This window comes from Burkholderia sp. Bp8986 (assembly GCF_003854225.1).
In the GTDB taxonomy this organism is placed as follows: Bacteria; Pseudomonadota; Gammaproteobacteria; order Burkholderiales; family Burkholderiaceae; genus Burkholderia.
In genome coordinates, this window is the sequence record NZ_QTQM01000035.1 from 1 (window position 1) to 22,870 (window position 22,870).

Annotated in this window: 19 protein-coding genes; 8 read left to right on the plus strand and 11 right to left on the minus strand. The window is 65.5% G+C overall.

Annotation, left to right across the window (positions count from 1 at the left end; translation table 11 throughout):
• The 5 genes from DID99_RS26155 to DID99_RS26175 form a co-directional block, all read left to right on the plus strand.
• Positions 1–1,140 (plus strand): DUF3274 domain-containing protein (locus tag DID99_RS26155; RefSeq protein ID WP_124667786.1); only part of this gene is annotated, 1,140 nt, incomplete at its 5' end.
• The gene (locus tag DID99_RS26160) at positions 1,137–2,618 is read left to right on the plus strand and encodes a virulence factor (protein ID WP_260439299.1); all 1,482 of its coding nucleotides are present in this window, start codon (positions 1,137–1,139) and stop codon (positions 2,616–2,618) included. The genes DID99_RS26155 and DID99_RS26160, both read left to right, overlap by 4 nt.
• 71 nt (positions 2,619–2,689) lie before the next feature.
• A complete protein-coding gene (locus DID99_RS26165) occupies positions 2,690–2,947 on the plus strand; it encodes a PAAR domain-containing protein (protein WP_124523318.1) in 258 nt (85 codons plus the stop codon).
• An 18-nt stretch (positions 2,948–2,965) separates the two neighbouring features.
• Complete coding sequence (locus DID99_RS26170) at positions 2,966–3,280, plus strand: TrfB-related DNA-binding protein (protein WP_124523316.1); 315 nt, start codon at positions 2,966–2,968, stop codon at positions 3,278–3,280.
• 268 nt (positions 3,281–3,548) lie between these two features.
• Complete coding sequence (locus DID99_RS26175) at positions 3,549–5,033, plus strand: aminotransferase class V-fold PLP-dependent enzyme (protein WP_124667787.1); 1,485 nt, start codon at positions 3,549–3,551, stop codon at positions 5,031–5,033.
• Between the two features lie 253 nt (positions 5,034–5,286).
• Here the strand turns inward: DID99_RS26175 and DID99_RS26180 are convergent, their stop codons facing one another.
• A complete protein-coding gene (locus DID99_RS26180; RefSeq protein ID WP_124489856.1) occupies positions 5,287–6,402 on the minus strand; it encodes a DJ-1/PfpI family protein in 1,116 nt (371 codons plus the stop codon).
• 88 nt (positions 6,403–6,490) lie between these two features.
• On the opposite strand from DID99_RS26180, the gene DID99_RS26185 reads away from it, so the two are divergent.
• Together DID99_RS26185 and DID99_RS26190 are read left to right on the plus strand one after the other, a co-directional pair.
• The gene (locus DID99_RS26185; protein WP_124489855.1) at positions 6,491–7,501 is read left to right on the plus strand and encodes a GlxA family transcriptional regulator; all 1,011 of its coding nucleotides are present in this window, start codon (positions 6,491–6,493) and stop codon (positions 7,499–7,501) included.
• Positions 7,502–7,909: 408 nt separating this feature from the next.
• Complete coding sequence (locus DID99_RS26190; protein ID WP_124489854.1) at positions 7,910–9,442, plus strand: amino acid permease; 1,533 nt, start codon at positions 7,910–7,912, stop codon at positions 9,440–9,442.
• Positions 9,443–9,565: 123 nt separating this feature from the next.
• Here the strand turns inward: DID99_RS26190 and glyA are convergent, their stop codons facing one another.
• The 3 genes from glyA to DID99_RS26205 all read right to left on the minus strand — a co-directional run bounded on the left by glyA (position 9,566) and on the right by DID99_RS26205 (position 13,194).
• On the minus strand, positions 9,566–10,813 hold the full coding sequence (glyA, locus tag DID99_RS26195; protein WP_124667788.1) for a serine hydroxymethyltransferase: 1,248 nt from the start codon (positions 10,811–10,813) through the stop codon (positions 9,566–9,568).
• A 320-nt stretch (positions 10,814–11,133) separates the two neighbouring features.
• Complete coding sequence (locus DID99_RS26200; protein ID WP_124487004.1) at positions 11,134–11,913, minus strand: SDR family NAD(P)-dependent oxidoreductase; 780 nt, start codon at positions 11,911–11,913, stop codon at positions 11,134–11,136.
• A 33-nt stretch (positions 11,914–11,946) separates the two neighbouring features.
• Positions 11,947–13,194: a D-arabinono-1,4-lactone oxidase gene (locus DID99_RS26205; RefSeq protein ID WP_124667789.1), complete on the minus strand. Its 1,248-nt coding sequence runs from the start codon at positions 13,192–13,194 to the stop codon at positions 11,947–11,949.
• A gap of 256 nt (positions 13,195–13,450) precedes the next feature.
• Between DID99_RS26205 and DID99_RS26210 the strand changes: the two genes are divergently transcribed.
• Entirely contained in the window at positions 13,451–14,455 is a 1,005-nt protein-coding gene (locus DID99_RS26210; RefSeq protein WP_124667790.1) for a helix-turn-helix domain-containing protein, read from the plus strand.
• Positions 14,456–14,633: 178 nt separating this feature from the next.
• Here the strand turns inward: DID99_RS26210 and DID99_RS26215 are convergent, their stop codons facing one another.
• From DID99_RS26215 to DID99_RS26250, 7 genes are all read right to left on the minus strand, one after another.
• The gene (locus DID99_RS26215) at positions 14,634–15,062 is read right to left on the minus strand and encodes a hypothetical protein (protein ID WP_044848324.1); all 429 of its coding nucleotides are present in this window, start codon (positions 15,060–15,062) and stop codon (positions 14,634–14,636) included.
• A 44-nt stretch (positions 15,063–15,106) separates the two neighbouring features.
• Entirely contained in the window at positions 15,107–16,957 is a 1,851-nt protein-coding gene (locus DID99_RS26220; protein ID WP_124667791.1) for a S10 family serine carboxypeptidase-like protein, read from the minus strand.
• A gap of 837 nt (positions 16,958–17,794) precedes the next feature.
• On the minus strand, positions 17,795–19,606 hold the full coding sequence (locus tag DID99_RS26230) for an ExeM/NucH family extracellular endonuclease (RefSeq protein WP_124667793.1): 1,812 nt from the start codon (positions 19,604–19,606) through the stop codon (positions 17,795–17,797).
• Positions 19,607–19,819: 213 nt separating this feature from the next.
• On the minus strand, positions 19,820–20,761 hold the full coding sequence (locus tag DID99_RS26235) for a copper resistance D family protein (RefSeq protein WP_124667794.1): 942 nt from the start codon (positions 20,759–20,761) through the stop codon (positions 19,820–19,822).
• Positions 20,758–21,138, minus strand: coding sequence for a copper homeostasis periplasmic binding protein CopC (gene copC / locus DID99_RS26240; protein WP_124667795.1), 381 nt, complete (start codon positions 21,136–21,138; stop codon positions 20,758–20,760). Before copC ends, DID99_RS26235 begins: the two co-directional genes overlap by 4 nt.
• A gap of 14 nt (positions 21,139–21,152) precedes the next feature.
• Positions 21,153–21,500, minus strand: a complete 348-nt coding sequence (locus tag DID99_RS26245) for a copper-binding protein (RefSeq protein WP_124570803.1) — start codon at positions 21,498–21,500, stop codon at positions 21,153–21,155.
• 73 nt (positions 21,501–21,573) lie between these two features.
• Positions 21,574–22,869, minus strand: a complete 1,296-nt coding sequence (locus tag DID99_RS26250; RefSeq protein WP_124487013.1) for a multicopper oxidase family protein — start codon at positions 22,867–22,869, stop codon at positions 21,574–21,576.
• Position 22,870: the final 1 nt, after the last annotated feature.

The following is a 22,870-nucleotide window of genomic DNA, read 5'->3' on the forward strand; positions in this document are numbered from 1 at the left end:
GTCACCGCATATTGCTGCCCACACGATCAGGTGATTTCGGCGGTGACGGTGCAAGGGATCGGCTGGCGCGGCATCAGTAAGCACGAACTCGACGATATCGGCGCGGCCGGTATCCTGACGCAGCGCGTGTTTGCATCGGGTTTCGCGGTCGGCGTGCAGAAACCGTACCGGTATTGGGAAGACGATTGGCGACACGGCAAACAAGGAACGAAGCCGGGGTTCTGGTATCCGCCGTCGCCGCCAGCCAAATTCAATCTGGTGGGTGCGATCAGAGGGAACGAGTCTGTGTTCGGTGTGGCGGCGACGCTCGTGACCGCGCCACTCATGTTCGTCGTGACCGGCATCAGTTCGGCATTGAACATGCTCCGTGTGAACGCCGATCCGCCGAAGGGCTGGACGGTAGTTGCGGATGCCCCGGCGCTTGACGAGCCATTCCCGCCGAAGGCATTGCGATTCGGCAAGTCAGTCGCGACCAAGGACGGCGACGCGATCAGCGACTTCAACGAAGGCAACGATCCGCCGGCTGCATGGCGCGACGCGAACAAGGCTGACGCGGACAAGCGAGCCGACGACCCCTACGACCAGTACAAGGCGAAGAACCAGGACAGCGTCGCTCAAGGTACGGCCGCAACGGAAGCCGGACAACGTTACGAGGACCGCGCGCTGATGCGAATGGAAGCGCGTCGGACGCTAAACACCGAATGGCTCGACGGCGACGGCCACGTGATCGGCGAGGACGGCAAAAGCGCGATGCCCGAAGGCTACAAGGATTGGCGCGACAAACAGATCGTCGGTTGGCTCGATCGCGGCACGACCAACAGCCCGACGAATCACTCGACGACGATGACCAACCCAGAGCATGCCGAAAAGGCGCTTGCGTATGACGTCGCTGTGGGCCTGTGCTATCTGACGGAAAAGCAGATCAACGCGCTGCGCGTTCAAGCCGACTGGCGCATGGCAAGTGGAATCTCGGATGACGATCGGAACAAGAAATTTGCGAAGTACTTCAAATCCGGCACCGTCGATGGACTCCCCATGCATAAATGGGTTCATGCAGAAAACAGTGAGGGCAACCTACCAGGCACGATCTTGGATGAACGCGAAGGTGAGTTCTATCTGAAGGCCGGAGACTTGATATGACGGCACTGATTGCTACATGGCCGCGCCGAATCGCATTTGCCGTTTCGGCATGGCTGATCACTATCCTGTTCATGGCTTCGCTGGTCGCGTACGTAGAACAACCCGACCCGGCACATCTGGAAATAGGTGATTGGATGAAACGATTGGTTCTCTTACCTGGTTTGGTCGCTCTTATGGTGCTTCTGTTCACCACGGCTGCGATGCGCGCTGCGCACGCCGGCTCCACTCTGAAGCCAGCAGCGAATGCAGCACCTGCTATAGAAAAAACGGCGAAGCCGATCATTGCCCAGGTCATCGGCCTGATCTGGCTGAATCCGTTGCAACGCAAGGACTATCCCACAGAGTGGCAATTGCTTTGGGCGCAGGGGCTTGTAGCACCAAACAAGAATGACGATATGGTCCGCACGGATCCGAAGTCCTTTACTACAGTGCAATCAGTAGCCGGCATTGCGTACGGCAACGAGGGGCAGGAAACGTTCAAGGGCTTCTACCATAAGTACATGGAAGAATTCCTGGATCTGCTACGCAACCGCTACGCGATGAATGCATCGTACTTCTACACGGTTAAATCCGAGAACTCTCAGGATTGGCGCGAGCTGGCAGGCATCCACGTTGAGCAGGCAATCCCTGAACGACTCGAAATCGCCGAGTCGAGGGAGTTTTTGACCAAGGAAATTGCAGATACCTTCTTGATCGGAAATCCGCATTTCCCGACGATGTGGAGCCGCGACACGCCTCCCGACGTACAAATCACTCAAGGCGGCGCAAACGCCGGCTTCACATCGCTGAACAACGCGTTGGATTACTTGCAGGCGAACCCCGACAAGACCGTATGGGCGATGAATTGGGACGCCCCGAACTTCCCGCCCACGGATGCGCAGATCAACGAGAACCTCGTCGTGCTGTTCCTCGCCGGCCCAAACTTCAACACCGAGCGCGAACCGCTCGCCTGGATCGGCAAGGCCGCAACCGGCAACACGCACGATTTTTCGCCGAAGGTCGGCACGACGCGAACGGTGCAGGCATGGAAAGCCACGATCGACGAAGCAGCACGCAATGCCGGTGTCGCGGTCACGGACCTGAATTACATCGTCCACGACGCAGGTGTACCCAGCGACGCAGCGTCGTTACGCGTTGTCTCGCTCGCGCAGACCTTGACCGAAACCCTCCCTGAATACGACCACACGAATCAGACCTTCAACACGGCCGCCCTGCTCGGCGACATGGGAACCGGCAGCGCATTGACCGATGTCGCACTCGCAATCGGCCGGATCAACCACTTCGGCGGCAACGCCTTGGTCGCCGGCACGACCGACCCCGAGCACCCCGTCGCCGTCGTCGTCAGACCACCGTCGAAGCTCACCCCGATCGATCCGGACCAAGACTGGTTCCGCGCACGCGGCGGCAACAACGCGTACCTCCCCTGGTGGGGTCGTCGACACGACACCGACTACGGCATGCAAGGCTATTCGTGGTGATGCAAACCAGCACCGCGGCATGTGGCGAGTAAAACGCCAATGCCGCCCGAATCATCGAGAGGACGAGTCATATGCGAGGAATCATCCGGGTAGGCGACAGCCATACCCACGGCGGCCGGGTCGAGTCCGGCGCCGACATCAGCAAGGTCATGGGGCGCGCGGTCGCGCGCTTCGGCGACACGTGTTCGTGTCCGATCCACGGCACCTGCACGATTGCCGCCGGCGACACTGCCTTCGACGTCGAAGGTCGGGCCGCCGCATTCGACGGTCACAAGACTTCGTGCGGCGCGACGCTCGTTTCTTCCATTCCGAACTCCGGGCGCCCCTGAATGCTGAAGACACGACGCATGACCGCCGAACAGTTCCGACTGCTGCGGCTTCAAGATACCCGCATCAAACCGTTGAACCAATGGGCCCTGCACGAGATTTTCGTGAAGGGCCGCCCACAGCGCGAGCTGGCCGCGAAACTGGGTATGAACCGCTCGGCAATGTCGCAGCTCGTTCGCAAGGCGTGGCAGCGATATCTGGAACTACCGGGCAACGTCACGCACCTCACCACGCTCACGATTACGATCCCCACGAAATATGAGCAAGCGCTGCATGCCTGGGTGCAGGACGCGCATCGTTTATCGAATCAGCCCGATCAAGACGAGTTGACGTGATCGACGCGCCCCTCAAGGCGTTCACGGACATCCGATACGTCGCAGGCAGGCCGGGCAACGCCCATCGGCAGCGCCCGGCCGCGCCGGCATCCGCATGAACAATTCCCGATCTTCCGTCAGGTCCAGACGAAAACAAATTCCCCCGTATCAAACAAAAAGAAAACGTTATTCCACATCGCTCTGAATTCACAGCCAACTTTGGATCCTTTTTCCCCGTCCTCCCTCGTATCATTTCTCCCATTCCGAAGAGAAAGAACCAGAGAAGGACATGAGCGATACCACCCCGCTGCACTACCTCGACTACGCAGCCACCACCCCCGCGGATCCCCGCGTGATCGAAGCGATGACGGCCTGCCTCGGTGCCGACGGCATCTTCGGCAATCCCGCGTCGAGTTCGCACGCCGCAGGCCGGCTCGCGAAGGAAAAGGTCGAGCACGCACGCGCGCAGGTCGCCGCGCTGATCGGCGCGCAGGCCGACGAGATCGTCTGGACGTCGGGCGCCACCGAATCGAACAACCTCGCGCTGAAGGGCTACGCGGAGACCGCGACCGGCAAGCGCCACCTCGTCACGAGCCGCATCGAACACAAGGCGATCCTCGACACGATGGCGAACCTGTCGAAGCGCGGCATGACCGCGACCTACCTGACACCCACCGCCGACGGCGAAATCACCGTCGACGCCGTGGCCGCGGCGATCGGCCCCGATACGGGCCTCGTGTCGCTGATGCTCGTCAACAACGAACTCGGCACGCTGACCGACATCGGCGCGATCTCGCGCATCGTGCATGCGGCCGGCGCGCTGCTGCACGTCGACGCCGCGCAGGCGCTCGGCAAGACGCCGATCGACGTGCGCGCGCTCGGCATCGACCTGCTGTCGATGTCCGCGCACAAGGTGTACGGCCCCAAGGGCATCGGCGCGCTGTTCGTCCGCCGCGAGATCGCCGAGCGCATCGCGCCGCAGATCCACGGCGGCGGGCACGAGCGCGGCCTGCGCTCGGGCACGCTCGCGACGCACCAGATCGTCGGGATGGGCGTGGCGTGCGAACTGGCCGCCGAGAAACTCGAGCGCGAAGCCACGCGGATCGCGGCACTCAGCGCACGCCTGAAGAACGCGCTGCTCGCGCTCGGCGACATCACGCACAACGCGGCAGCGGCACGCCGCATCCCGCACACGCTGAGCCTCACGGTGAACGTGCCGGGCTTCTTCCCGTTCATGCTCGGCGATGCGCTCGCCGTGTCGTCGACCTCCGCATGCAACTCGACCAGCGGCGTGCCGTCCCACGTGCTGACCGCGATCGGCCTCGACGAGCAAGCCGCGGGCCGCACGGTGCGGATCAGCTTCGGCCGCTTCACGACGGAACAGGACGTCGATTTCGCGATCGCATGTTTCGCGCGCGCGCTCGAGCAATGCCGGGCCGCGGCAGCGACCGGGTTCACCGCGTCGCGACAGATCACGCCGGCGGACCTGAAAGCGATCCGCAGCGCCGGCTTTCGCGCGGTGATCTGCAACCGGCCGGACGGCGAAAGCGCCGATCAACCGGCGTTCGAAGCAATCGCCGCCGCCGCCCGCGAACTGGGCCTCGACGCGCGCTATCTGCCGGTCGAACGCGACCGGATCGGCGATGCGGAAGTCGACGCGTTCGGCGCGCTGATCGATGCGCTGCCGAAGCCGGTGCTCGCCTACTGTCGAAGCGGAAGCCGCGCCGGGATGCTGTGGAACCGGCTGACGGCGCGGCGCACGGCGACGGTCTGAGCGCAGCCCGCATGTAACGAAGCATCGCGCGCGTCCACGTTCATGCTCGAAACCGACGTTTCGACGCGTGGCCGCCCGGGCGTCGCGATCAAACGCCGAATGCAAGTCGGTGGAAAGCGCGAAGTGCGCGCGAAGTGCTGCACGCATGTCCGCTGGCACAGGCCGGGCTCGTCGATCGGCACATCATCCCGTTCGGGCCGTTTCCGGCGTCGGAGCACGGTTTGCGCCCGGTAACGCGCAAGCCCGGCACCCGCTACCTCGCATACTCCAGTTGCAGCGCCACCCAGTCCGACGTCGCGTCGCCGTAGCTCGCCGCGACGTCGCCGAGCACACCGGGCAGCACCGCTTCGCCGCGCCGCCCGTCCGGAATCGTCACGCGCGCGTGGCCGGCATCGGCCGGTTGCGTCAGCAAGCGCAGCCCGTGCTTCGATTCGATCACGTGCGCGTCCGCCGTTGCGACGATGTCGCTGCGCCACGTCCGCGCCCACGCATCCGCGGTGAGCGCAACCGGAAGTTCGTCGAATCCGCTCGCGACAGGCAGATCGAAGGTCCGATGCCGCCAGAACGCGACGCGATTCGTCAGTGCGGTCGCCACGGCACGCGCGGTCAACCCGAACCGGCTGCCGTCGTGAACGTCGCTCCATCCGTGCGCGCCGATGTCGCGTGCCGTTTCGCGCGCGGCCACCGGCCCCGCCAGCGCATTCACCAGCGCAAGCGACGCGGGAATCGACGCCGACACGCCGCTCGTCGTCATCACGTTGCCGTCCATCACGTAGCGGCGATCGTCGACCCACGCCGTTTCGGCAAAACGGCGACGCAGCCCGTCGCGCGAATACCAGTGCGCGGTCGCGATGCGATCGCGCAGCAGCCCGGCGTTCGCGAGCACGGCCGCGCCATCGCAGATCGCCACCATCGTGGCGCCGGCAGCGGCCTGTTTGCGCAGCCACGCGAGCACGGCCGGCCGGTCGGCACGATGCAAGGCCGGCACGATCACGACGTCCGCGCCGAGGGGCACGTCCGCGTCGAACCGGTCGAACGTCGTATCGGCCAGGATCCGCAGCGCGGGCATCAGTTCGACGGCGCCGGCGTCGGCCGACACGGCCACGACATCGGCCGCGCCCGACGTCTTCAGAATCGCGTACGGAACGATGAAATCGGTCGTCTCCGTTCCGGCGTTGTCCGCGACGATCGCAACGAGCGGCCGCGTACGGCCCGCCTTCGGTGCGTTCACGCTCAGCGTTTGCGTGACCGTTCGTGCGCCGTGCGCGGCCGACTGCCCCGACTGCCCCGACATGCACGCGCCCAGCACCGCACACACGAGCAGCGCAACCGCCACGCGCATCGCCCCGTTTCTGTTCCATTCCCGCATCGCCCACCCGCGTCAATCGATTGCATGTGCGGAAAATTACAAGGATCATGCACGCGGTCACAAGGACAACTCCACCGCACTTTCCGCCATGCCCCAGTCAACCGGTCCGGCACGCGACATCGTCGTCGTCGGCTTCGAAGGCGTCCAGTCACTCGACATCACCGGCCCGATGGAAGTGTTCGCGGTCGCGAACCGCCATCTTCCCGGGCATGTCCCGCGCTATCGGCTCACGCTCGCATCGCAACACGGCAACGACATCGTCACGCACGCGGGCCTGCGTCTTGCCGGCCCGACCGCGCTTGCGGCGTTGCCCGAGCCCATCGACACGATCATCGTCGCAGGCGGCAGCGAAGCGGCGCTGCGGCACGCGGCGTCGAACGCCGGCGTGCTGCCCTGGCTGCGCACGCGGATCGCGAGCACGCGGCGGATCGCAAGCATCTGCACGGGCGCGTTCGTGCTCGCCGCGGGCGGATGGCTGGACGGCAAGCGCGCCACCACGCACTGGAATCAGTGTGCGACGCTGCAGGCGCTTTGCCCCGACGTGCGGGTCGAGCCGGATGCGATCTACGTGAGCGATCCGCCGTTTCATACGTCGGCCGGCGTGACGGCCGGCATCGACCTGTGTCTCGCACTCGTCGAGGCCGACTGCGGCGCGCCGACCGCGCTCGCGGTCGCGCGCGAGCTCGTGCTCTTCATGCACCGTCCCGGCGGACAGGCGCAGTTCAGCGTCGGTCTCGACATCCAGGCAAACGCGACGCCACCGATGCGCGCGCTGCTCACGTCGATCGCCGACGACCCGACCGGCGACCTCGGCGTCGCCGCGCTGGCCGCGCGCCTGCACATGAGCGAGCGCACGTTTGCGCGCAATTTCCTCAAGGAGACGGGGCTCCCGCCCGCGCAATTCGTGCTGGCCGCACGCGTCGAGCGCGCGAAGGCGCTGCTGGAGCGGGCAGACTGGCCGCTCGAACGGGTCGCGCAACGTTCGGGGTTCGGCAGCGTGGATGCGCTGCAACGTGCATTCGCGAAGCGGGTCGGGATATCGCCGCGCGACTACCGTGCGCGGTTCGGACAGAAACCCGGCAAGCAGCAAGCCGAGTAGGCCGCTCCAGGTTCCCTGCCGGGCCGACTCACGGGATTGCGACACGGGGCGCGGTCGACTTCAGAAGGCGATTGCGGGCCATGTCGCCCTTCACGGGAGCGCACTTTTTCCCCGGCTGTCGCATTTCGACAAGTACGGATCATCGCGATCCGCATGGATTCCTTACAAATATTCAGCCCGCCACGCAATGCCCCCGAACGGTGCACCCGTCCGGAGTTTCGCCGGATTGCCGAAATCCGATATCGCCGCGAGATTTGGCTTCATACCGTTCCGTATCGGACCGGATACGCGATCGCCATCGATGCATGACAACGCGTGCCCGCCGACGAATTCCAGGAGCGGGCCGCAGCACCGGGCCCGGGCAGCGATGACGGTCCTGCCTCGCAGGACATACGTGACGGAGCGAATATGGATGCGAAAATCCAGCCTGATGCAGGTATCGACAGCGACGTAAGCCTCCTCCACAAGATGGGATATGCGCAGGAGCTGTCGAGACGCATGAACGGCTTCTCGAACTTCGCCGTGTCGTTTTCGGTGATCTGCATTCTGTCGGGCGGCATCACCGCGTTTCAACTGGCGTTCTCCGCAGCCGGCGGCGCCTCGGTCGGCCTCGGCTGGCCGCTCGGCTCGCTGTTCGCGCTGATCGTCGCGGTGTCGATGTCGCAGATCGCGTCCGCGTTTCCGACCGCCGGCGGCCTTTATCACTGGGGCGCGATCCTCGGCGGGAAGAAATGGGGGTGGATGACGGCGTGGCTCAACCTGATCGGCCTGATCTTCGTGATCGCGGCGATCAACTTCGGCACCTACGATCCGTTCTTCAAGACGCTGATCGCACCGATGTTCGGCGTCGGTCCGGACAGCCTGACGTGGTGGCATCAGACCGCGTTCATCACGGTCATCACGATTTCGCAGGCGATCCTGAACGCACGCGGCATCCGGATCGCGAGCAAGATCACCGACCTGTCCGGCTACCTGATCTTCGTCGTGACGATCGCGCTGGTCGTGTCGCTGCTGGTCTACTCGCCGGTCACGTTCGACCTGCATCGGCTCGTCACCTTCACCAACTACACGGGCGTCGACGGCGGCGCCTGGCCGAAGCAGACCACGCCGCTCGCGTTCCTGTCCGGCCTGCTGCTGGTGACCTACACGATCACCGGTTTCGACGCGTCCGCGCATACGTCGGAAGAAACGCACGACGCGGCGAAGAACGTGCCGCGCGGCATCATCGGCTCGGTGTTCTGGTCCGCGGTGTTCGGCTACGTGATGGTGTGCACGTTTGTGCTGGTCATGCCCGACCTGACCGCCGCGATGAAACAGGGCACCGGATTCTTCGAAGCGATCCTCGCGCCGATCCCGAAGACCTTGCGCGTCTGCCTCGAGCTGGCGATGTTCTTCATCAACTACGTGTGCGGGCTCGCCGCGATCATGTCGACGTCGCGGATGATGTACGCGTTCGCGCGCGACGGCGGGCTGCCGGCGTCGAAGCTGCTGCGCAGCGTGAATCACAATCACCGGACGCCCGGCCCGGCAATCTGGACCTGCGCGGTGCTCGCGATCGTCGTCACGCTGTACGGCGACGCGTTCTCGGTACTGAGCGCGGGCAGCGCCGTGTTCCTGTTCATCTCGTATGCGATGCCGATCGGTTCCGGGATGCTCGCCGAAGGGCGCACGTGGACCGAAAAGGGCCCGTTCCAGCTGGGCATCTGGTCGAAGCCGTGCGCGCTGCTCGCGCTGGTGGGCGCGTGCGTGCTCGCGTACGTCGGCATCCAGCCGCCGAACGAGAAGGTGCTCTACGTGCTCGTCGCGTTCGTGGGCGTGCTGATGGTGATCTGGTACGGGTTCGGCGTGCGCAAGTCCTTCGCCGGGCCGCCGGTGCTCAAGGACACGCGTAACGACGAGCGTATTCGCGAACTCGAGGCGAACGTCGATCCGACCGTGTGACGCGACACCGGTTCGCACGCAGCGCAAAAAATCCGGCTCGCGGTGTGCGAGCCGGATTTTTTTACATCGTTTCGGAACGAGCGAGGTTCAACCGCGTCGGCAGTCGAACCCGATTGCCGCGTCTCAGCCGTAGACCGGGAAACGCTGCGTCAACTCCGCGACCAGACCGCGTACGCGTTCGATCGTCGCGGCATCTTCCGGTGCTTCCAGCACGTCGGCGATCAGGTTGCCGACCTTCTCCGCTTCCGCCGGACCGAAGCCGCGCGTCGTCATCGCAGGCGAACCGAGGCGGATGCCGCTCGTCACGAACGGCTTTTCCGGATCGTTCGGGATCGCGTTCTTGTTCACCGTGATATGCGCCGCGCCGAGCGCCGCTTCCGCTGCCTTGCCCGTGATGTTCTTCGCGCGCAGGTCCACCAGCATCACGTGGCTTTCGGTGCGCCCCGACACGATCCGCAGGCCACGCTTGACCAGCGTTTCAGCCAGCACGCGTGCGTTCTCGACCACCTTCTGCTGATATTCCTTGAACTCCGGCGACAGCGCTTCCTTGAACGCCACGGCCTTCGCCGCGATCACGTGCATCAGCGGGCCGCCCTGGATGCCCGGGAAGATCGCCGAGTTGATCTGCTTCTCGTACTCGGCCTTCATCAGGATCACGCCGCCGCGCGGGCCGCGCAGGCTCTTGTGCGTCGTGGTCGTGACGAAGTCCGCGTGCGGCACCGGGTTCGGGTACACGCCCGCTGCGATCAGGCCGGCGTAGTGCGCCATGTCGACCATCAGGTACGCGCCGACCGACTTCGCGATCTTCGCCAGACGCTCGAAGTCGATCTTCAGCGCGAACGCCGATGCGCCCGCGACGATCAGCTTCGGCTTGTGCTCGTTTGCCAGCTTCTCGGCCGCGTCGTAGTCGATGTCTTCCTGTTCGTTCAGGCCGTAGCTGACGACGTTGAACCACTTGCCCGACATGTTCACCGGCGAGCCGTGCGTCAGGTGGCCGCCATGCGCGAGGCTCAGCCCCATGATCGTGTCGCCCGGCTTGAGCATCGCGAAGAACACGCCCTGGTTCGCCTGCGAACCCGAGTTCGGCTGCACGTTCGCGGCTTCCGCGCCGAACAGCTGCTTCACGCGGTCGATCGCCAGCTGCTCGACCACGTCGACGTACTCACAGCCGCCGTAGTAGCGCTTGCCCGGATAACCCTCCGCGTACTTGTTCGTGAGCTGCGAACCCTGTGCGGCCATCACGGCCGGGCTCGTGTAGTTTTCCGACGCGATCAGCTCGATGTGGTCTTCCTGGCGGCGGTTCTCGTCCTGAATGGCAGTCCAGAGTTCCGGATCGACGTTGGCGACGGTGCTGGTAGTGCGATTGAACATGATGATTGATCAAAAGAGAGTGATGGATTGACCCTGGTAGGCCGGACTTGCCCGGACCCGCGAAGTCGAGCGCCGGACCGGCGCTCGATGACGTCGACAACCATGCCGCCCCGCGACGCCGGCTGAACGGTGATTCGGCATTGCCATTCCAGCAGACGCAAATTCGTTCAGATAGAAGGATTACGACAATCCGCTAGGACACATCGCGCGGCGAACCGGCAAAAAAAATCGAAGGTCCGCATCGCTGCGGAACCTTCGACAGAACCTGCCGTTCCTGGGAGGCTCGCGCCTGCCCGTCGGCTTCCCGCGAATATCGGGGCCTAAACGGCGGAGAAACAGTTGTCGACGAACAGATGGGTGCCGTTGACGAAGCTTGATTCGTCAGACGCCAGGAACAGTGCGGCCGCGGCCACTTCCGACGGTTCGCACAGCCGGCCTTGCTGCACTGCGATAGCCGCTTCGGTCGCGTCCACGCCCATCGCCTGCAGATCCCTCAGTTCGCGCATCCCGTGCGGCGTGCGGATGAACCCGGGCGCGAGCGCATTGCAGCGGATGCCGCGATCGCGGTATTCGACGGCGATCGCGCGCGCGAACATGTGGCATGCGCCCTTGGTCGCGTCATACAGCACTTCGCCGGGCGTCGCGCAGACGGCCGAGATCGACGACGTGCAGACGATGCTGCCGCGCCCTTTTTCCAGCATCTGCGGCAGCACCGCCTGCGTCATCAGGAACATGCTCTTCACGTTCACGCCCATCAGCCAGTCCCATTCCGACTCCTCGATGTCGAGGAACGGTTTGACGATCAGCGTACCCGCGTGATTGAACAGGATGTCCGCGTTGCCGAACTGCTTGCAGGCCGCATCGACTGCGTTCCGCACGTCCGACTGCTTCGACACGTCGGCGCCGAGGCCGATCGCCTGCAAGCCGGCATCGCGCAGCCGCGACGCGAGCGTGGCGGCCGCGTCGCCGTCGCGGTCGATGATCGCCACCTTCGCCCCCTGCGCGGCGAACAGTTCCGACGCGGCGGCGCCGCACCCGCCCGCGCCGCCGCTCACGATGGCGACCTTGCCGGCCAGGCGCCCGTCGATCTTGACATTCATGAGTCGTTCTCCAGTCTGGTTCGTTCGGACCGCTCAGCTGAACAGCGTCCGAAGATGGTCGTTGAGGAAATGGCCTTCAGGGTCCACGCTGCGGCGCAGTTCGCGGAACGCCTCGGCCTTCGGGAACCAGCGGTCCACGTCGTCGCGGTTCGTGAAGTGCAGCTTGCCCCAGTGCGGACGCGAGCCGTAGTCGCGCAGGATGTCGTCGACGTCCTTCAGGAACGGCCAGTAGTCGACGCCGTTCGGACCGCCCGAGCACGAAATCGTCACGCTGTCCTGATGATTGAACGGGCTGATCCATGCCGGATCGCCCTTCGTGAAGCGGTACTCGACCGGGAAGATGCAGTCGCGATGCTTCGTGAGGATCAGCTCGCGCACGCGGCGCAGCGCCTCCTTGCCGTGTTCGGCGGGCACCGCGTATTCGAGCTCGTGGAAGTTCGCGACGTAATGAATCGCGTAGACCTCGGAGCTGTACGCGATCTTCTCGTGCTCGCCTTCGTAGAACGTGCGCTCGTCGGTGATGTCCATCACCTTGATCTCGCACACGTCGTAGTCCTTCTTCGAATTCGACACCTTCGTGGTATCGGGCAGGCAGTACAGGTGACGGCTTTCGGACGTCGGGCACCAGAAGAACCCGAAATGGCGATGCTTCGCCGCGAGGTCGTCGTACTGTTCCATCAGCGCCTCGAAGTCCTCGCGCCACACGCGGTCGTGCAGCCAGAACGCGTCGGTCACCTGCAGCGTCAGCTCCGACACCACGCCGAACAGGCCGAGGTTCACCTGGGTCGCGTGCAGCAGATCGAGGTCCTGCCGGTCGCTCACTTCCATGATCGAGCCGTCGGGGCGAACGATCCGCATCCCGACCACCTGCGACGACAGGTTGCCCAGCGTCGTCCCCGTGCCGTGCGTGCCGGTTGCGAGCGCACCGGCAATCGCCTGCGAATCGATGTCGCCCTGGTTGACGAGCGAGAAGCCGATGTCCTTCAGATGACGCGTCACCGCATTGATCCGCGTGCCGGCCTTCACCGTGACGCGCTTGCGTCGCTCGTCGACCGCGACGATGCCCTGGTAGTCCTTCAGCGACAGCAGCAGGCCGCTCGTCGCGACGATCGGCGTGAACGAATGTCCCGATCCCGAGCATCGGACGTTCTTGCCCTGGCGCGTCGCGGCCTGCACCAGTTCGGCGATTTCCGCCTCGCTGGTCGGCGACGCCATGTGCGCGGCGACGCACGACTGATTGCCGACCCAGTTCCGCCAGAACCCGCCACGTGGAAGCTCCATCGACGTCTCTCCAGAAAAGTGCCGCCGGACCCGCGCCGGCAGCCGTGTTCGGTTCGTCCGGCAACGAAGCGGGATGCTTCCGGCGCCGGCGCGATGCGTTGTGTTCCGTTCATGCCAAAGGTATTGCGCCGGCCGGCTTTTCACTATCGGATTTCGGCAAGCGAGGGTTTTCTCCGGGAATCGGGCCGCCGGGGTTTTTGACCGGCGCGCGCAGCGGCTACAATGCGTCGATCCGGCCCGCCCCTTCCCGACTCCGATGACGCCGTCCGCCGATCCGAGCGATTTTTCCGGCGCCCCGCCGTTCGCACGCGCGGTGGCGTTCTGCGCGTTCACCGACGTGGAGGAACAGGCGCGGATCTTCGACGGCTGGCATCTCAACTACACGCAGATCTCGGGCGGCCGGTTTCATGGTTCGTCGTCCATCGTGTCGCTCGGCGGCATCCGGCTCCTGGTCGAAGACCTCGACAAGGTGATCCTGCAGCGGGGCGCGGTGCCGTCGGACCGCATCGCGGTGGCCGTGCCGCTGGAACTCGAAGGCCATGCGCGCATGTGCGGCGAGAAGAGCGGGCGCGACAGCCTCCACGTGTTCTCCAGCCAGCCGGTGTTCGAGTTCTATTCGCCCGACCGGCACGTGCTCGTGAACGTCGAGATCGAGCCCGACAAGCTGTCGACGGAGGCGATGCGCACGCTCGCCGCGTCGCTGCGCGCGCGCACCTTCGCGCCGCTGATCCCGATGACGCCCCAGGTCGCTGACCGCCTGCGCGACCTGCTGCGCCACACGATGGCCGCGGCCGCGAAGAGCACGCCGATCGAGGACGTGACGACGCAGGCGCGGATCGAATTGCTCGAACGGACCGTGCTGTATGCGATTTCAGAAGCGATGACGATGCCCGCGCCGGAGGCGAACGCCCTCGCGACGCGGCCGACGAAGTACTGGTCGCTCGTCAACGCGGTGCAGGCGCGGCTGCAGGATGCGTCGACGTGCCCGCTGTCGATCGCCGAACTGTGCGTGCAGCTCGGCATCAGCCGGCGTACCGCGCAGTACGCGTTCAACGACACGCTCAACCTGAATCCGATCGCGTACCTGCGCGCGGTCCGGTTGAATCACGTTCGCCGCGAGCTGCGGCTCGGCGGGTCCGTGACGTCGGCCGCGACGAAGTGGGGCTTCTGGCACCTGAGCAGTTTTGCGCAGGACTACCGCGCGATGTTCGGCGAGTTGCCGTCGGCGACGGCGAGGCGCTACGCGCACCGGGAAGGCTGAGCGTCGATCGCGTGAAGCATGACGCGGCTTCGCGTTGCCCGCGCGTGAACCGAACTTCGATGAAGAAAGCCGCGGCCGAACGTGCGCCGCGGCAGGTTGAAGGCAGGCCGCCGCCGCAGTCGAGCGGCCGGCCCCCATCGGCACCGGCTGCCCTCCCGCGCGCGACCTCTCTACACCGTCACTCCTGCTGTTCCTGCTGCGCCTGCACCTGTCGCTGCTGGATGAACTGCCGCACGTCGCTCATCGTCACGCGACCGGTGTGTTTCGCATCGATCTCGTCGAAGTGCTTCGCGACGAACCCGAGCCCGCCGCTCTGCGCCTGCGCTTTCGTCACCGCCGCGCCGTTGCTCAGTACCGTGTTGCCGCCGAGTCGGGCATCGACGCGCTTCTGCGCCTGCTGCTGCAGCGTCGCGCCGGTCGACGGCAATACCGGTGCCACGCGGGTCGAAGGAAAGAACGGGCCGTCGACGCCGTGCCCGCCGCGCGGCAGCTTCACCGGCGCCACCGCCTGCGGCGGCAATGCGTGGGCGCTGCTCATCACGGCACCGAGGACGATCAACGGGGACATACGCCGCATCAAGTTGATTAGGGACATGATCACTCGCATTCGATGGATGAATAGTGGGTTCCTTTTCGCAAGGAGTCCGTTGTTTACGGTGCCGCTGCCAGCGTCGTCGCGGTGGTCGCGCCCGGCGAGGCGCCGGTCGGCGTGCCGGCCGGGTTCTCATCCGGCCACGGCGGCGGCAGCGTGTGCAGCGTCAGCGCGGTCGGAATCCGCCGGCCCTGATAGAAGAGCTTCAGGTCGCGCTTCATCTGCGGACGGGCCACGTCATCCAGATACGTCATGTGCCCGCCCTGGAAGAAGTTCACCTGCAGCTTCGGGTTCAGCCCCTTCACCGTCTGCAGCCGCGCGAGTTGCTTCTCGGCGTTGAAGAACGGCGTCGCCAGATCGTGGAGGCCGTTCTCCGCGAGCACCCGGAGCTTCGGATTGAGCTGCAGCGCGCCGAGCAGATCGGGGATCGTGTCGGGCATCGGCTGGCCGTCATGCGAGAAGTCCCACACCTGGATGATGTTGTCGTTCAGCGGCAGGTAGGTCGCGTTCGGCGCGGTGTAGCCGAGGTAGTCGGGCATCTGCGTCGCGAGCGCGTTGGTGAACGGCTGCGAGATCAGGATGTCCGACGGATCGCCGTCCGTTTGCAGCCGCGGGTCGGCGTTCGGCAACGACACGCGTCCGTCGTAGCGGCCGATCGTCGTGCCGGGCACCAGGTTCGTGCCGAACGGATTCGCGTTGAAGTAGTCGCGCAACGCGTGCTGCGTGAGGCTCGACGGCAACGACCACAGCGTCAGCGTGGCATCGCTCGGGAACACCGGCGTGCCGAGCGCGTCCGGAATGCCGAGCTGGCTCAGCACCCACGACTGCGAGTACTGCTGCAGCTGGTTGTAGATCAGCGTCGTGAACAACTCGGTCTGCAGTGCATACAGATAGGGATTGACCGGCGCCGGCGACACCTGGTTGAAGTACGCCGCGACCGCCGCATAGCCGGGCAGGTAGCCGGCCACGGTATCGGTCTCGAGCAGCAGCCCCTCGGTCGACTGCGTGATCGCGACCGCTTCCACCGCATCGGCGAAGTAGTTCAGGATCGCCGACTGCAGCACGATCCCCGTCAGGTGCACGCCGGCCGATTCGAGCGCCAGCGCGAGCATGTCGGTACGCGGCGTGCCGTACGATTCGCCGTACAGGTAGATCGGCGACGTGCCGCGGTTGTTGACGTTCAGGTAGCGCTGGATGAAGTCACGCATGATGTTGACGTCCGCATCCGAACCCCAGTACTTCTGGTTGGTGTTCGGCAGCACGGCTTCCGACAGCCCGGTGCCCGGCGGGTCGATGAACACGAGGTCGGTCGTGTCGATCAGGCTTTCCGCGTTGTCGACGAGCGGATAGTTCGGCCAGTTGCTGCCGAACAGCGGATCGGGCGTGGCGACGCGCGTCGGCGCGAACGAGCCGAGCCGCAGCCAGATCGACGACGACCCCGGGCCGCCGTTGTAGACGAACGTGACGGGGCGCGGCTTGCCGTTCGTGCTCGGCACCGTGTACGCGACGTACGACATCGACGCTTCCGCGTTGCCGTTCGCGTCCTGCGCGGTCAGGTGGCCGGTGGTCGTCGTGTAGCTGACCGTCGTGCCGCCGGATTGCCACTGGTAATGCATCACCGCCGCCTTCTCCGAGACCTGCGCGGCCGCGAGGCCGTCGGTCGCGTTCATCGAATAGGCGACGGGGTCGACGTAAGGCTGGTTCGCCGCCGGCGTCTGGCTGCCGGCCGCCTGTTGCGCGCCGGCCTGCTGGCTGGCGGTGGCCTGCGCGAGGCTCGATGCGCCGACCGACGACGAATCGTCGCCGCCGCAGCCCGCAAGCACCATGGTCACGACGGTCAATGCGCCTAGCCCGGCCAGCCGGCCGCGACGTGCCCGGCGGCTGCCGGTAATGCTCCTGTCTGGTTTCATGCCTCGATCCTTGTGTTGGGTCGGATACCGCTTCACACAGGCCGCCATCGCCGGCGAAAAACGCGCAGGCATACCCGCCACTCGCGTTGCACGGTCGGCAGACGGCGGTTGGGGAATGGACTTCTTCGAGAGACTGAACTTGATACAGACACAGCAAACTGCTGGCGGAGAATGATGCGGGAACGCCGCCCCCTGGCAGTTTCGACGACTTATCGTATTACCAATATTTACGACATGACAAAAATAGGCGGTGCTGCGCCGCGTTGTCAAAGATCATTCCGATATTAAAAAATCTCTTATGATGCGAACGGAGATCAGTGTCTGGCATTTGAAAGAAAAACGATTGTTCGAACTGGACACGTTGCGTGAATCATTTTTCCTGAAATGCCGTCCGTTTTGCGCAGATCTCGTAGCGCTTGGCGAGTATTGGAATCGCGCGCAAAGGCCCTTCAAATCGACAGGATTTTTCTTTCATTTTAATTATTCGAATCCGATTAGAGCAAATCGTTGAATAAAGCCCGATATCATCCACAAAATACCGATTCCGACTGTTTACACGACGCACTGAGGAATTATTTACCCGATATCGGAATCAAACCATCGGATGCACTGAACGGCATTGATGCGTAATACGCGGGTATTCGCAACGATGAAGCGATCATTCGCGCCACGCGTTCCGGATCGGATTGCGGCGATCGCGAATCGGGCACGTGATGCGTGGAGGAGAGAGAGGCCGGTGAGCGAGCGACAGCGCACGATTTGCGCGCCGCCGCCGACTCACGCGACGACGTGCGGCAGCGCCGCACGCCGTACTTCAGAGGTTCGACGTGGAGGAGATCAGCGCCCGCCGCCCGGCAGCGCGATATCGATCAGCACCGGATCGTGGTCCGACGAACGATACGCATCCGGCGCGTAGAAGGTCTTCTGCTGCTCGGCCGACTTGTACGCGAGCGTGTACTGCAGCGCGAGCGGCTCGTCCGCGTTGATGTGCCATTCGTGCACGGCCTTCACGTGCGATGCGAGCGGCAGCGACGCGAGCGCGTGATCGAGGTAGCCGGCTTCGCCGTTGTATACGTAGCTGTACGCATTGGCGCCGATCCAGCGCGACACGAGGTTGCGGTAGCCGCGCGATTCGAGCAGGCGGATCGGGTCTTCGTACGTGTAGCTGTTGAAGTCGCCGATCAGCAGCGTGCCCTGCCCCGCGACGCCCGTCGGCGTGCCGGCGAGCCAGTCGGCCAGCTTCGCGGCCGCGCGCGTGCGCGTCGGGTTCCAGCAGCCCTGGCCGTCGCCCTGGTCGAGATCGTCGTTCGCCGCGTCCGGGCAGTTCTTCGACTTCAGATGGTTGACCGCGATCGTCAGCGCCTGCTTGCCGCCGATCCGGCGGAACGACTGCGCGAGCGGCTGGCGGTTCTTGTCGTCGATCGCGAGCGTCGACGCGCGGCCGACGGGTTCGACCGTGCGGCTGTCGTAGATCATCGCGACCGTGATCGCGTCGCCGCCGAGGCGCGACGTGCCCGGATCGACCACGCGCCAGTGGCTGCCGAGCTTCGCCGCGAGCTGGCGCACCGCGCTCAGTTCGCCGTAACCGTTGTTCTGGATTTCCATCAGGCCGATCACGTCGGCGTCGAGCGCCTTCAGCGCGCTGACGATCTTCGCTTCCTGGCGCTGGAATTCCGGGTAGCTCTTCGCGCCGCGGTTGTTCGGATCGTCGAAGCCGCCGCCGAGACCGTTGCCGTTGAAGTAGTTGAGGACGTTGAACGACGCGACGCGCAGGTTCGATTTCGGATCGCGCGCCGGGGCGTTGGCGCGCGGGTTCGAACGCGTGTCGAACGCCGGCGCGGCCGCGCCGGGCAGCGGCTGCACGCGCCATGCGCCATAACGCACCTCGAGCACGCCTTCGACGTCGCGCACGGTGTAGCCCGAGCGCAGCGTGTTGGCGGCCGACAGTTCGGGCGCCGGGTAAGGCACGGTCGCCGGGTTCTGCTTGTTCGAGCCGTCGTCGAGGATCAGCCGGTTGCGTGCGTTCGCATCGATCTGCGTCTGCGCCTGCGACGGCGGCACCACGCTCGTCGGCGTGTGCAGGCGGCCGTTGCTCAGCATCACGCTGCCGTAGCGGCCGAGCTCGTAGTTGTCGGTGACGGTGAGCGTCTGCGGCAGGCGCACGCGCATCCCTTCGTACGCGGCGAACGCGTTCGGGTTGTCGACCGGCAGCGTGAGCGTCGCGGGCGTGACCGTCTGGCCGTTCGCGCACACCGCGATCGCGCCCGACAGCGTCAGCTGCGTCTGCCCGTATTTTTCCTCGACCTTGCCGCTCACGTGCACGAGATCGCCGGCCTTCGCGCGCGCTTTCGGCGCATAGACGAACAGCCCTTCGGACACGCCCGGCTGGTTGCGGCGCTGCGCGTCGGCCTGCTGGACGAAGAAGCCGCCGAAGCCGTCCGTGCCGCCGAAATCGGCGGTGACGACCGCTTCGATCGACACGTTCTGGCCAGCCAGCGGCGACGGCGCGCCCGGCCCCTGGATGTCGGCGATCGGCGTCGTGCTGCCGCCGCAGTTCGGGCTGACGGGGGCGGCAGTGGCGGCGAAGACCGGTGCGGCAAGCGTGGGAAGCAGCAATAGCGGGGCAAACAGGCGGATTGTCGAGCGCATGACGGGGAATCCCGGTTGTGAGGATAGCGAAAGCTTAGCGGCGCTCGATGACAGTTGTTAGTAACCGGAAGACAGATGAACGTAATCTTCGACACCGCTGCGCGATGGCGATCGACCGCGCGCCCGCGGTCGAAAAGCGGGAAATCGCCTGACGAATCCCGTCCCCTGTTGCGACGATTTCCCGATGCCGGCTTCGCCCCGCCAACCGTGGAGCTAAACCGTCCCCGGCAACGCGCTCGACACGAGCACGGCAGCCACCATCAGCACGCCGGCCAGCACGACCGCCTCGATCCGCAGCACCGCGCCGAACCGGCGCAACAGGCCGGCCGGCGTCGCAGCGTCCGGGTCCTTCAGCGCCGCCAGCAGCTTCGGCATCTCGAAGAACCGGTTGTGCCCGCCGAGCGCCGCCGCGATCAGCACGAGCGCGAGCTTGAACAGCAGGATCTGCCCGTACGTCGACCCGAGCAGGTTCGCGGGCGTATCGACACCGCGCCAGCCGTTGTAGGCGCCGGTCGCGAACAGCACGATCAACGCATACGTCGACGCATCGGACAGCGACTGCACGAACGAAGCGCCGGTCGCGCGTTCGCTCGCGGGCATGCCGGCCAGACGCGGCATCACGCCGAACGCAGTCACGAACACGAGCCCGACCCATGCGCTGATCGCCAGCAGATGCAGCCAGTCGACCCACACCGGCACGCTGAACAGCCCCGCGTCGACCGGATGCCCGCCGTTGCTGCGCGAGAGTGCGATGCCCGCGAGCGCGGCCCACATCGCGAACGGAAAGCGCGTGTCGTTCGCACCCCGAAGCAATGACAGCAGCACGACGACCGCCGTGAACACCGCACCGGCCAGCCACGCGTGGCCGAAGCCGGTGCCGGCGAGCATCGAGCGGACGGCCGGCCCGGCGTCCAGCATCGACACGTCGCTCATCAGCGCGCAGTGCGCCCAGAACGCGGTGGTGCTCGCGAGCAGCGACACGGCGGACGCGATGCGCAGCGTCGCGACGAGACGCCGCGCGATGCCGTGCTGCCACGCCGACTCGCCGCGCGCGAGCCAGTGGCTGCCGAGCAGCGCGCCGACGACGACGGCGAATCCGGTGTTCTGGATCGCCACCGACACGAGCCTCAGGAGGCCGACGAAGCCCTCGTTCACCCCTTCACCCTGAACGTATAGGTACCCTTGGTGCGATGCGCGTCGGCCGTCATCGCCACCCACTGCACCGTGTACGCGCCGGGCGCGAGCTTCGGGATCGCGACGGTCATCACGCGCGGATTCGACGCATCGACTTTCGCCTTTTCGTGCGCGACGGCGTTGCCGCTCGCGTCCGACACCTTCACCAAGCTGAACGCCGGTTCGAGGTCTTCGTTGAACGTCAGCCGCAACGTGTCGGGCGCGGTATCGACCGTGCTGCCCGTCGCCGGCGCGGCGCTTTCCAGCTTGCCGTGCGCGAATGCCGCGGCCGGCACGGCGGCGGCGATCGCGCCGGCCGCGGCGAGGGCGGCCAGCCGCCCGAGAGTGATGATCTTCATGGTCATCCCCGTCATCACGGTTTCTTCAGCTCGACGACGGTCAGCGCGCCGCTCACGTCCTCGGCGACGAAGTCGACCTTGTCGCCCACCTTCACCTGCGACAGCATCGCCGGGTCCTTGACCTTGAACACCATCGTCATCGCATCCATCCCGAGGTTATCCAGCGGACCGTGCTTGATCGTCAGCTTGCCGGTGCCCGCATCGATCTTGCGGATCTCGCCGTGCGACATCCCGCGCTTCGCGTCGGCGCCCTGCATCGCGCCGCCGCTCATGTCCATGCCGGCCATGTCGCCAGCCGCGTACGACGCGGCGGAAAACGCCAGCATGCAACCCGTTGCAATCGAAACCAGTCCCTTCTTCATCGTGCGTGCTCCTGAGTGAATGAAACGAAAACCGGCGGCCGCATCGTCGCGGCCGCCGCATGCGGCCTGCCGCTCAACCGTCCGGCAATTCGCCGGTGTATTCGTACGCGACGGTGCCCTTCGGATGCCGGAACCAGCCCGGATCGCGATAGTCGTTGCGGCCGAGCCCCTGCCGCACCTTGCAGACCGTGAACATGCCGCCCATCTCCAGCGGCCCGAACGGGCCGGTGCCCGTCATCATCGGCAGCGTGTTGTCGGGCAGCGGCATCTCCATGCCGCCCATCGCGCCGCCGGTGCTGCCCATCGCCATGTAGTCGGGCACGAGCTTGCCGATCTTCTGCGCGAGATCCTTCTGCGGCACGCCGATCAGGTTCGGCACCTGGTGACCCATCGCGTTCATCGTGTGATGCGACTTGTGGCAATGGAACGCCCAGTCGCCCGGACGATCGGCGGTGAACTCGATCGCGCGCATCTGGCCGACCGCGACGTCGGCCGTCACCTCCGGCCAGCGCGCCGCCGGGGGAATCCAGCCGCCGTCGGTGCCGGCCACCTCGAAGCTGTAGCCGTGCAGGTGGATCGGATGGTTCGTCATCGTCAGGTTGCCGAAACGAATCCGCACGCGATCGCCCGCCCGCACCGGCAGCGGGTCGATGCCCGGAAACACGCGCGAGTTGAACGTCCACATGTTGAAGTCCGTCATCTCGTTCACGCGCGGCGTGTAGCTGCCCGGATCGATGTCGTACGCGGCGAGCAGAAAGACGAAGTCGCGATCGACCGGCATCGTCGCGCGATCCTTCGGATGCACGATGAACATGCCCATCATCCCCATCGCCATCTGCACCATCTCGTCGGCGTGCGGGTGATACATGAACGTGCCGTGCGCCTCCAGCTGGAACTCGTAGACGAAGGTCTTGCCGGGCGGGATATGCGGCTGCGTAAGGCCGCCGACGCCGTCCATGCCGTTGGGCAGCCGCAGCCCGTGCCAGTGGATCGTCGTGTGCTCGGGCAAGCGGTTCGTCACGAAGATGCGGACCTTGTCGCCTTCGACGGCCTCGATCGTCGGGCCCGGCGACTGGCCGTTGTAGCCCCACAGGTTCGCGTTCATCCCTGGCGCCATCTCGCGCACGACGGGTTCGGCCGTCAGGTGGAACTCCTTCCAGCCGTTCTTCATGCGCCATGGCAGCGTCCAGCCGTTCAGCGTCGCGACGGGCGTGTACGGGCGGCCGTTGGGCGGCACGAGCGGCGGCTGCGTGCCGGCCTTCGCCATCGTGGGCGCTTCGGGCAGCGATGCCGCGCCGGCCTTGCTGACCATCGCCGCACCGAGCAGCGCGGCACCCGAGCCGCTGAGAAATTGTCGACGGGACACCATG

Bases quoted from the DNA above. Each gene is read 5' to 3' on its own strand.
- DID99_RS26250 (WP_124487013.1), bottom strand. From the start codon at position 22,869: ATGGTGTCCCGTCGACAATTTCTCAGCGGCTCGGGTGCCGCGCTGCTC.
- copC (WP_124667795.1), bottom strand. From the start codon at position 21,138: ATGAAGATCATCACTCTCGGGCGGCTGGCCGCCCTCGCCGCGGCCGGC.
- DID99_RS26215 (WP_044848324.1), bottom strand. From the start codon at position 15,062: ATGCGAGTGATCATGTCCCTAATCAACTTGATGCGGCGTATGTCCCCG.
- DID99_RS26160 (WP_260439299.1), top strand. From the start codon at position 1,137: ATGACGGCACTGATTGCTACATGGCCGCGCCGAATCGCATTTGCCGTT.
- DID99_RS26205 (WP_124667789.1), bottom strand. From the start codon at position 13,194: ATGGAGCTTCCACGTGGCGGGTTCTGGCGGAACTGGGTCGGCAATCAG.
- DID99_RS26230 (WP_124667793.1), bottom strand. From the start codon at position 19,606: ATGCGCTCGACAATCCGCCTGTTTGCCCCGCTATTGCTGCTTCCCACG.
- DID99_RS26245 (WP_124570803.1), bottom strand. From the start codon at position 21,500: ATGAAGAAGGGACTGGTTTCGATTGCAACGGGTTGCATGCTGGCGTTT.
- DID99_RS26200 (WP_124487004.1), bottom strand. From the start codon at position 11,913: ATGAATGTCAAGATCGACGGGCGCCTGGCCGGCAAGGTCGCCATCGTG.
- DID99_RS26180 (WP_124489856.1), bottom strand. From the start codon at position 6,402: ATGCGGGAATGGAACAGAAACGGGGCGATGCGCGTGGCGGTTGCGCTG.
- DID99_RS26170 (WP_124523316.1), top strand. From the start codon at position 2,966: ATGACCGCCGAACAGTTCCGACTGCTGCGGCTTCAAGATACCCGCATC.
- DID99_RS26190 (WP_124489854.1), top strand. From the start codon at position 7,910: ATGGATGCGAAAATCCAGCCTGATGCAGGTATCGACAGCGACGTAAGC.
- glyA (WP_124667788.1), bottom strand. From the start codon at position 10,813: ATGTTCAATCGCACTACCAGCACCGTCGCCAACGTCGATCCGGAACTC.
- DID99_RS26175 (WP_124667787.1), top strand. From the start codon at position 3,549: ATGAGCGATACCACCCCGCTGCACTACCTCGACTACGCAGCCACCACC.
- DID99_RS26165 (WP_124523318.1), top strand. From the start codon at position 2,690: ATGCGAGGAATCATCCGGGTAGGCGACAGCCATACCCACGGCGGCCGG.
- DID99_RS26210 (WP_124667790.1), top strand. From the start codon at position 13,451: ATGACGCCGTCCGCCGATCCGAGCGATTTTTCCGGCGCCCCGCCGTTC.
- DID99_RS26185 (WP_124489855.1), top strand. From the start codon at position 6,491: ATGCCCCAGTCAACCGGTCCGGCACGCGACATCGTCGTCGTCGGCTTC.
- DID99_RS26220 (WP_124667791.1), bottom strand. From the start codon at position 16,957: ATGAAACCAGACAGGAGCATTACCGGCAGCCGCCGGGCACGTCGCGGC.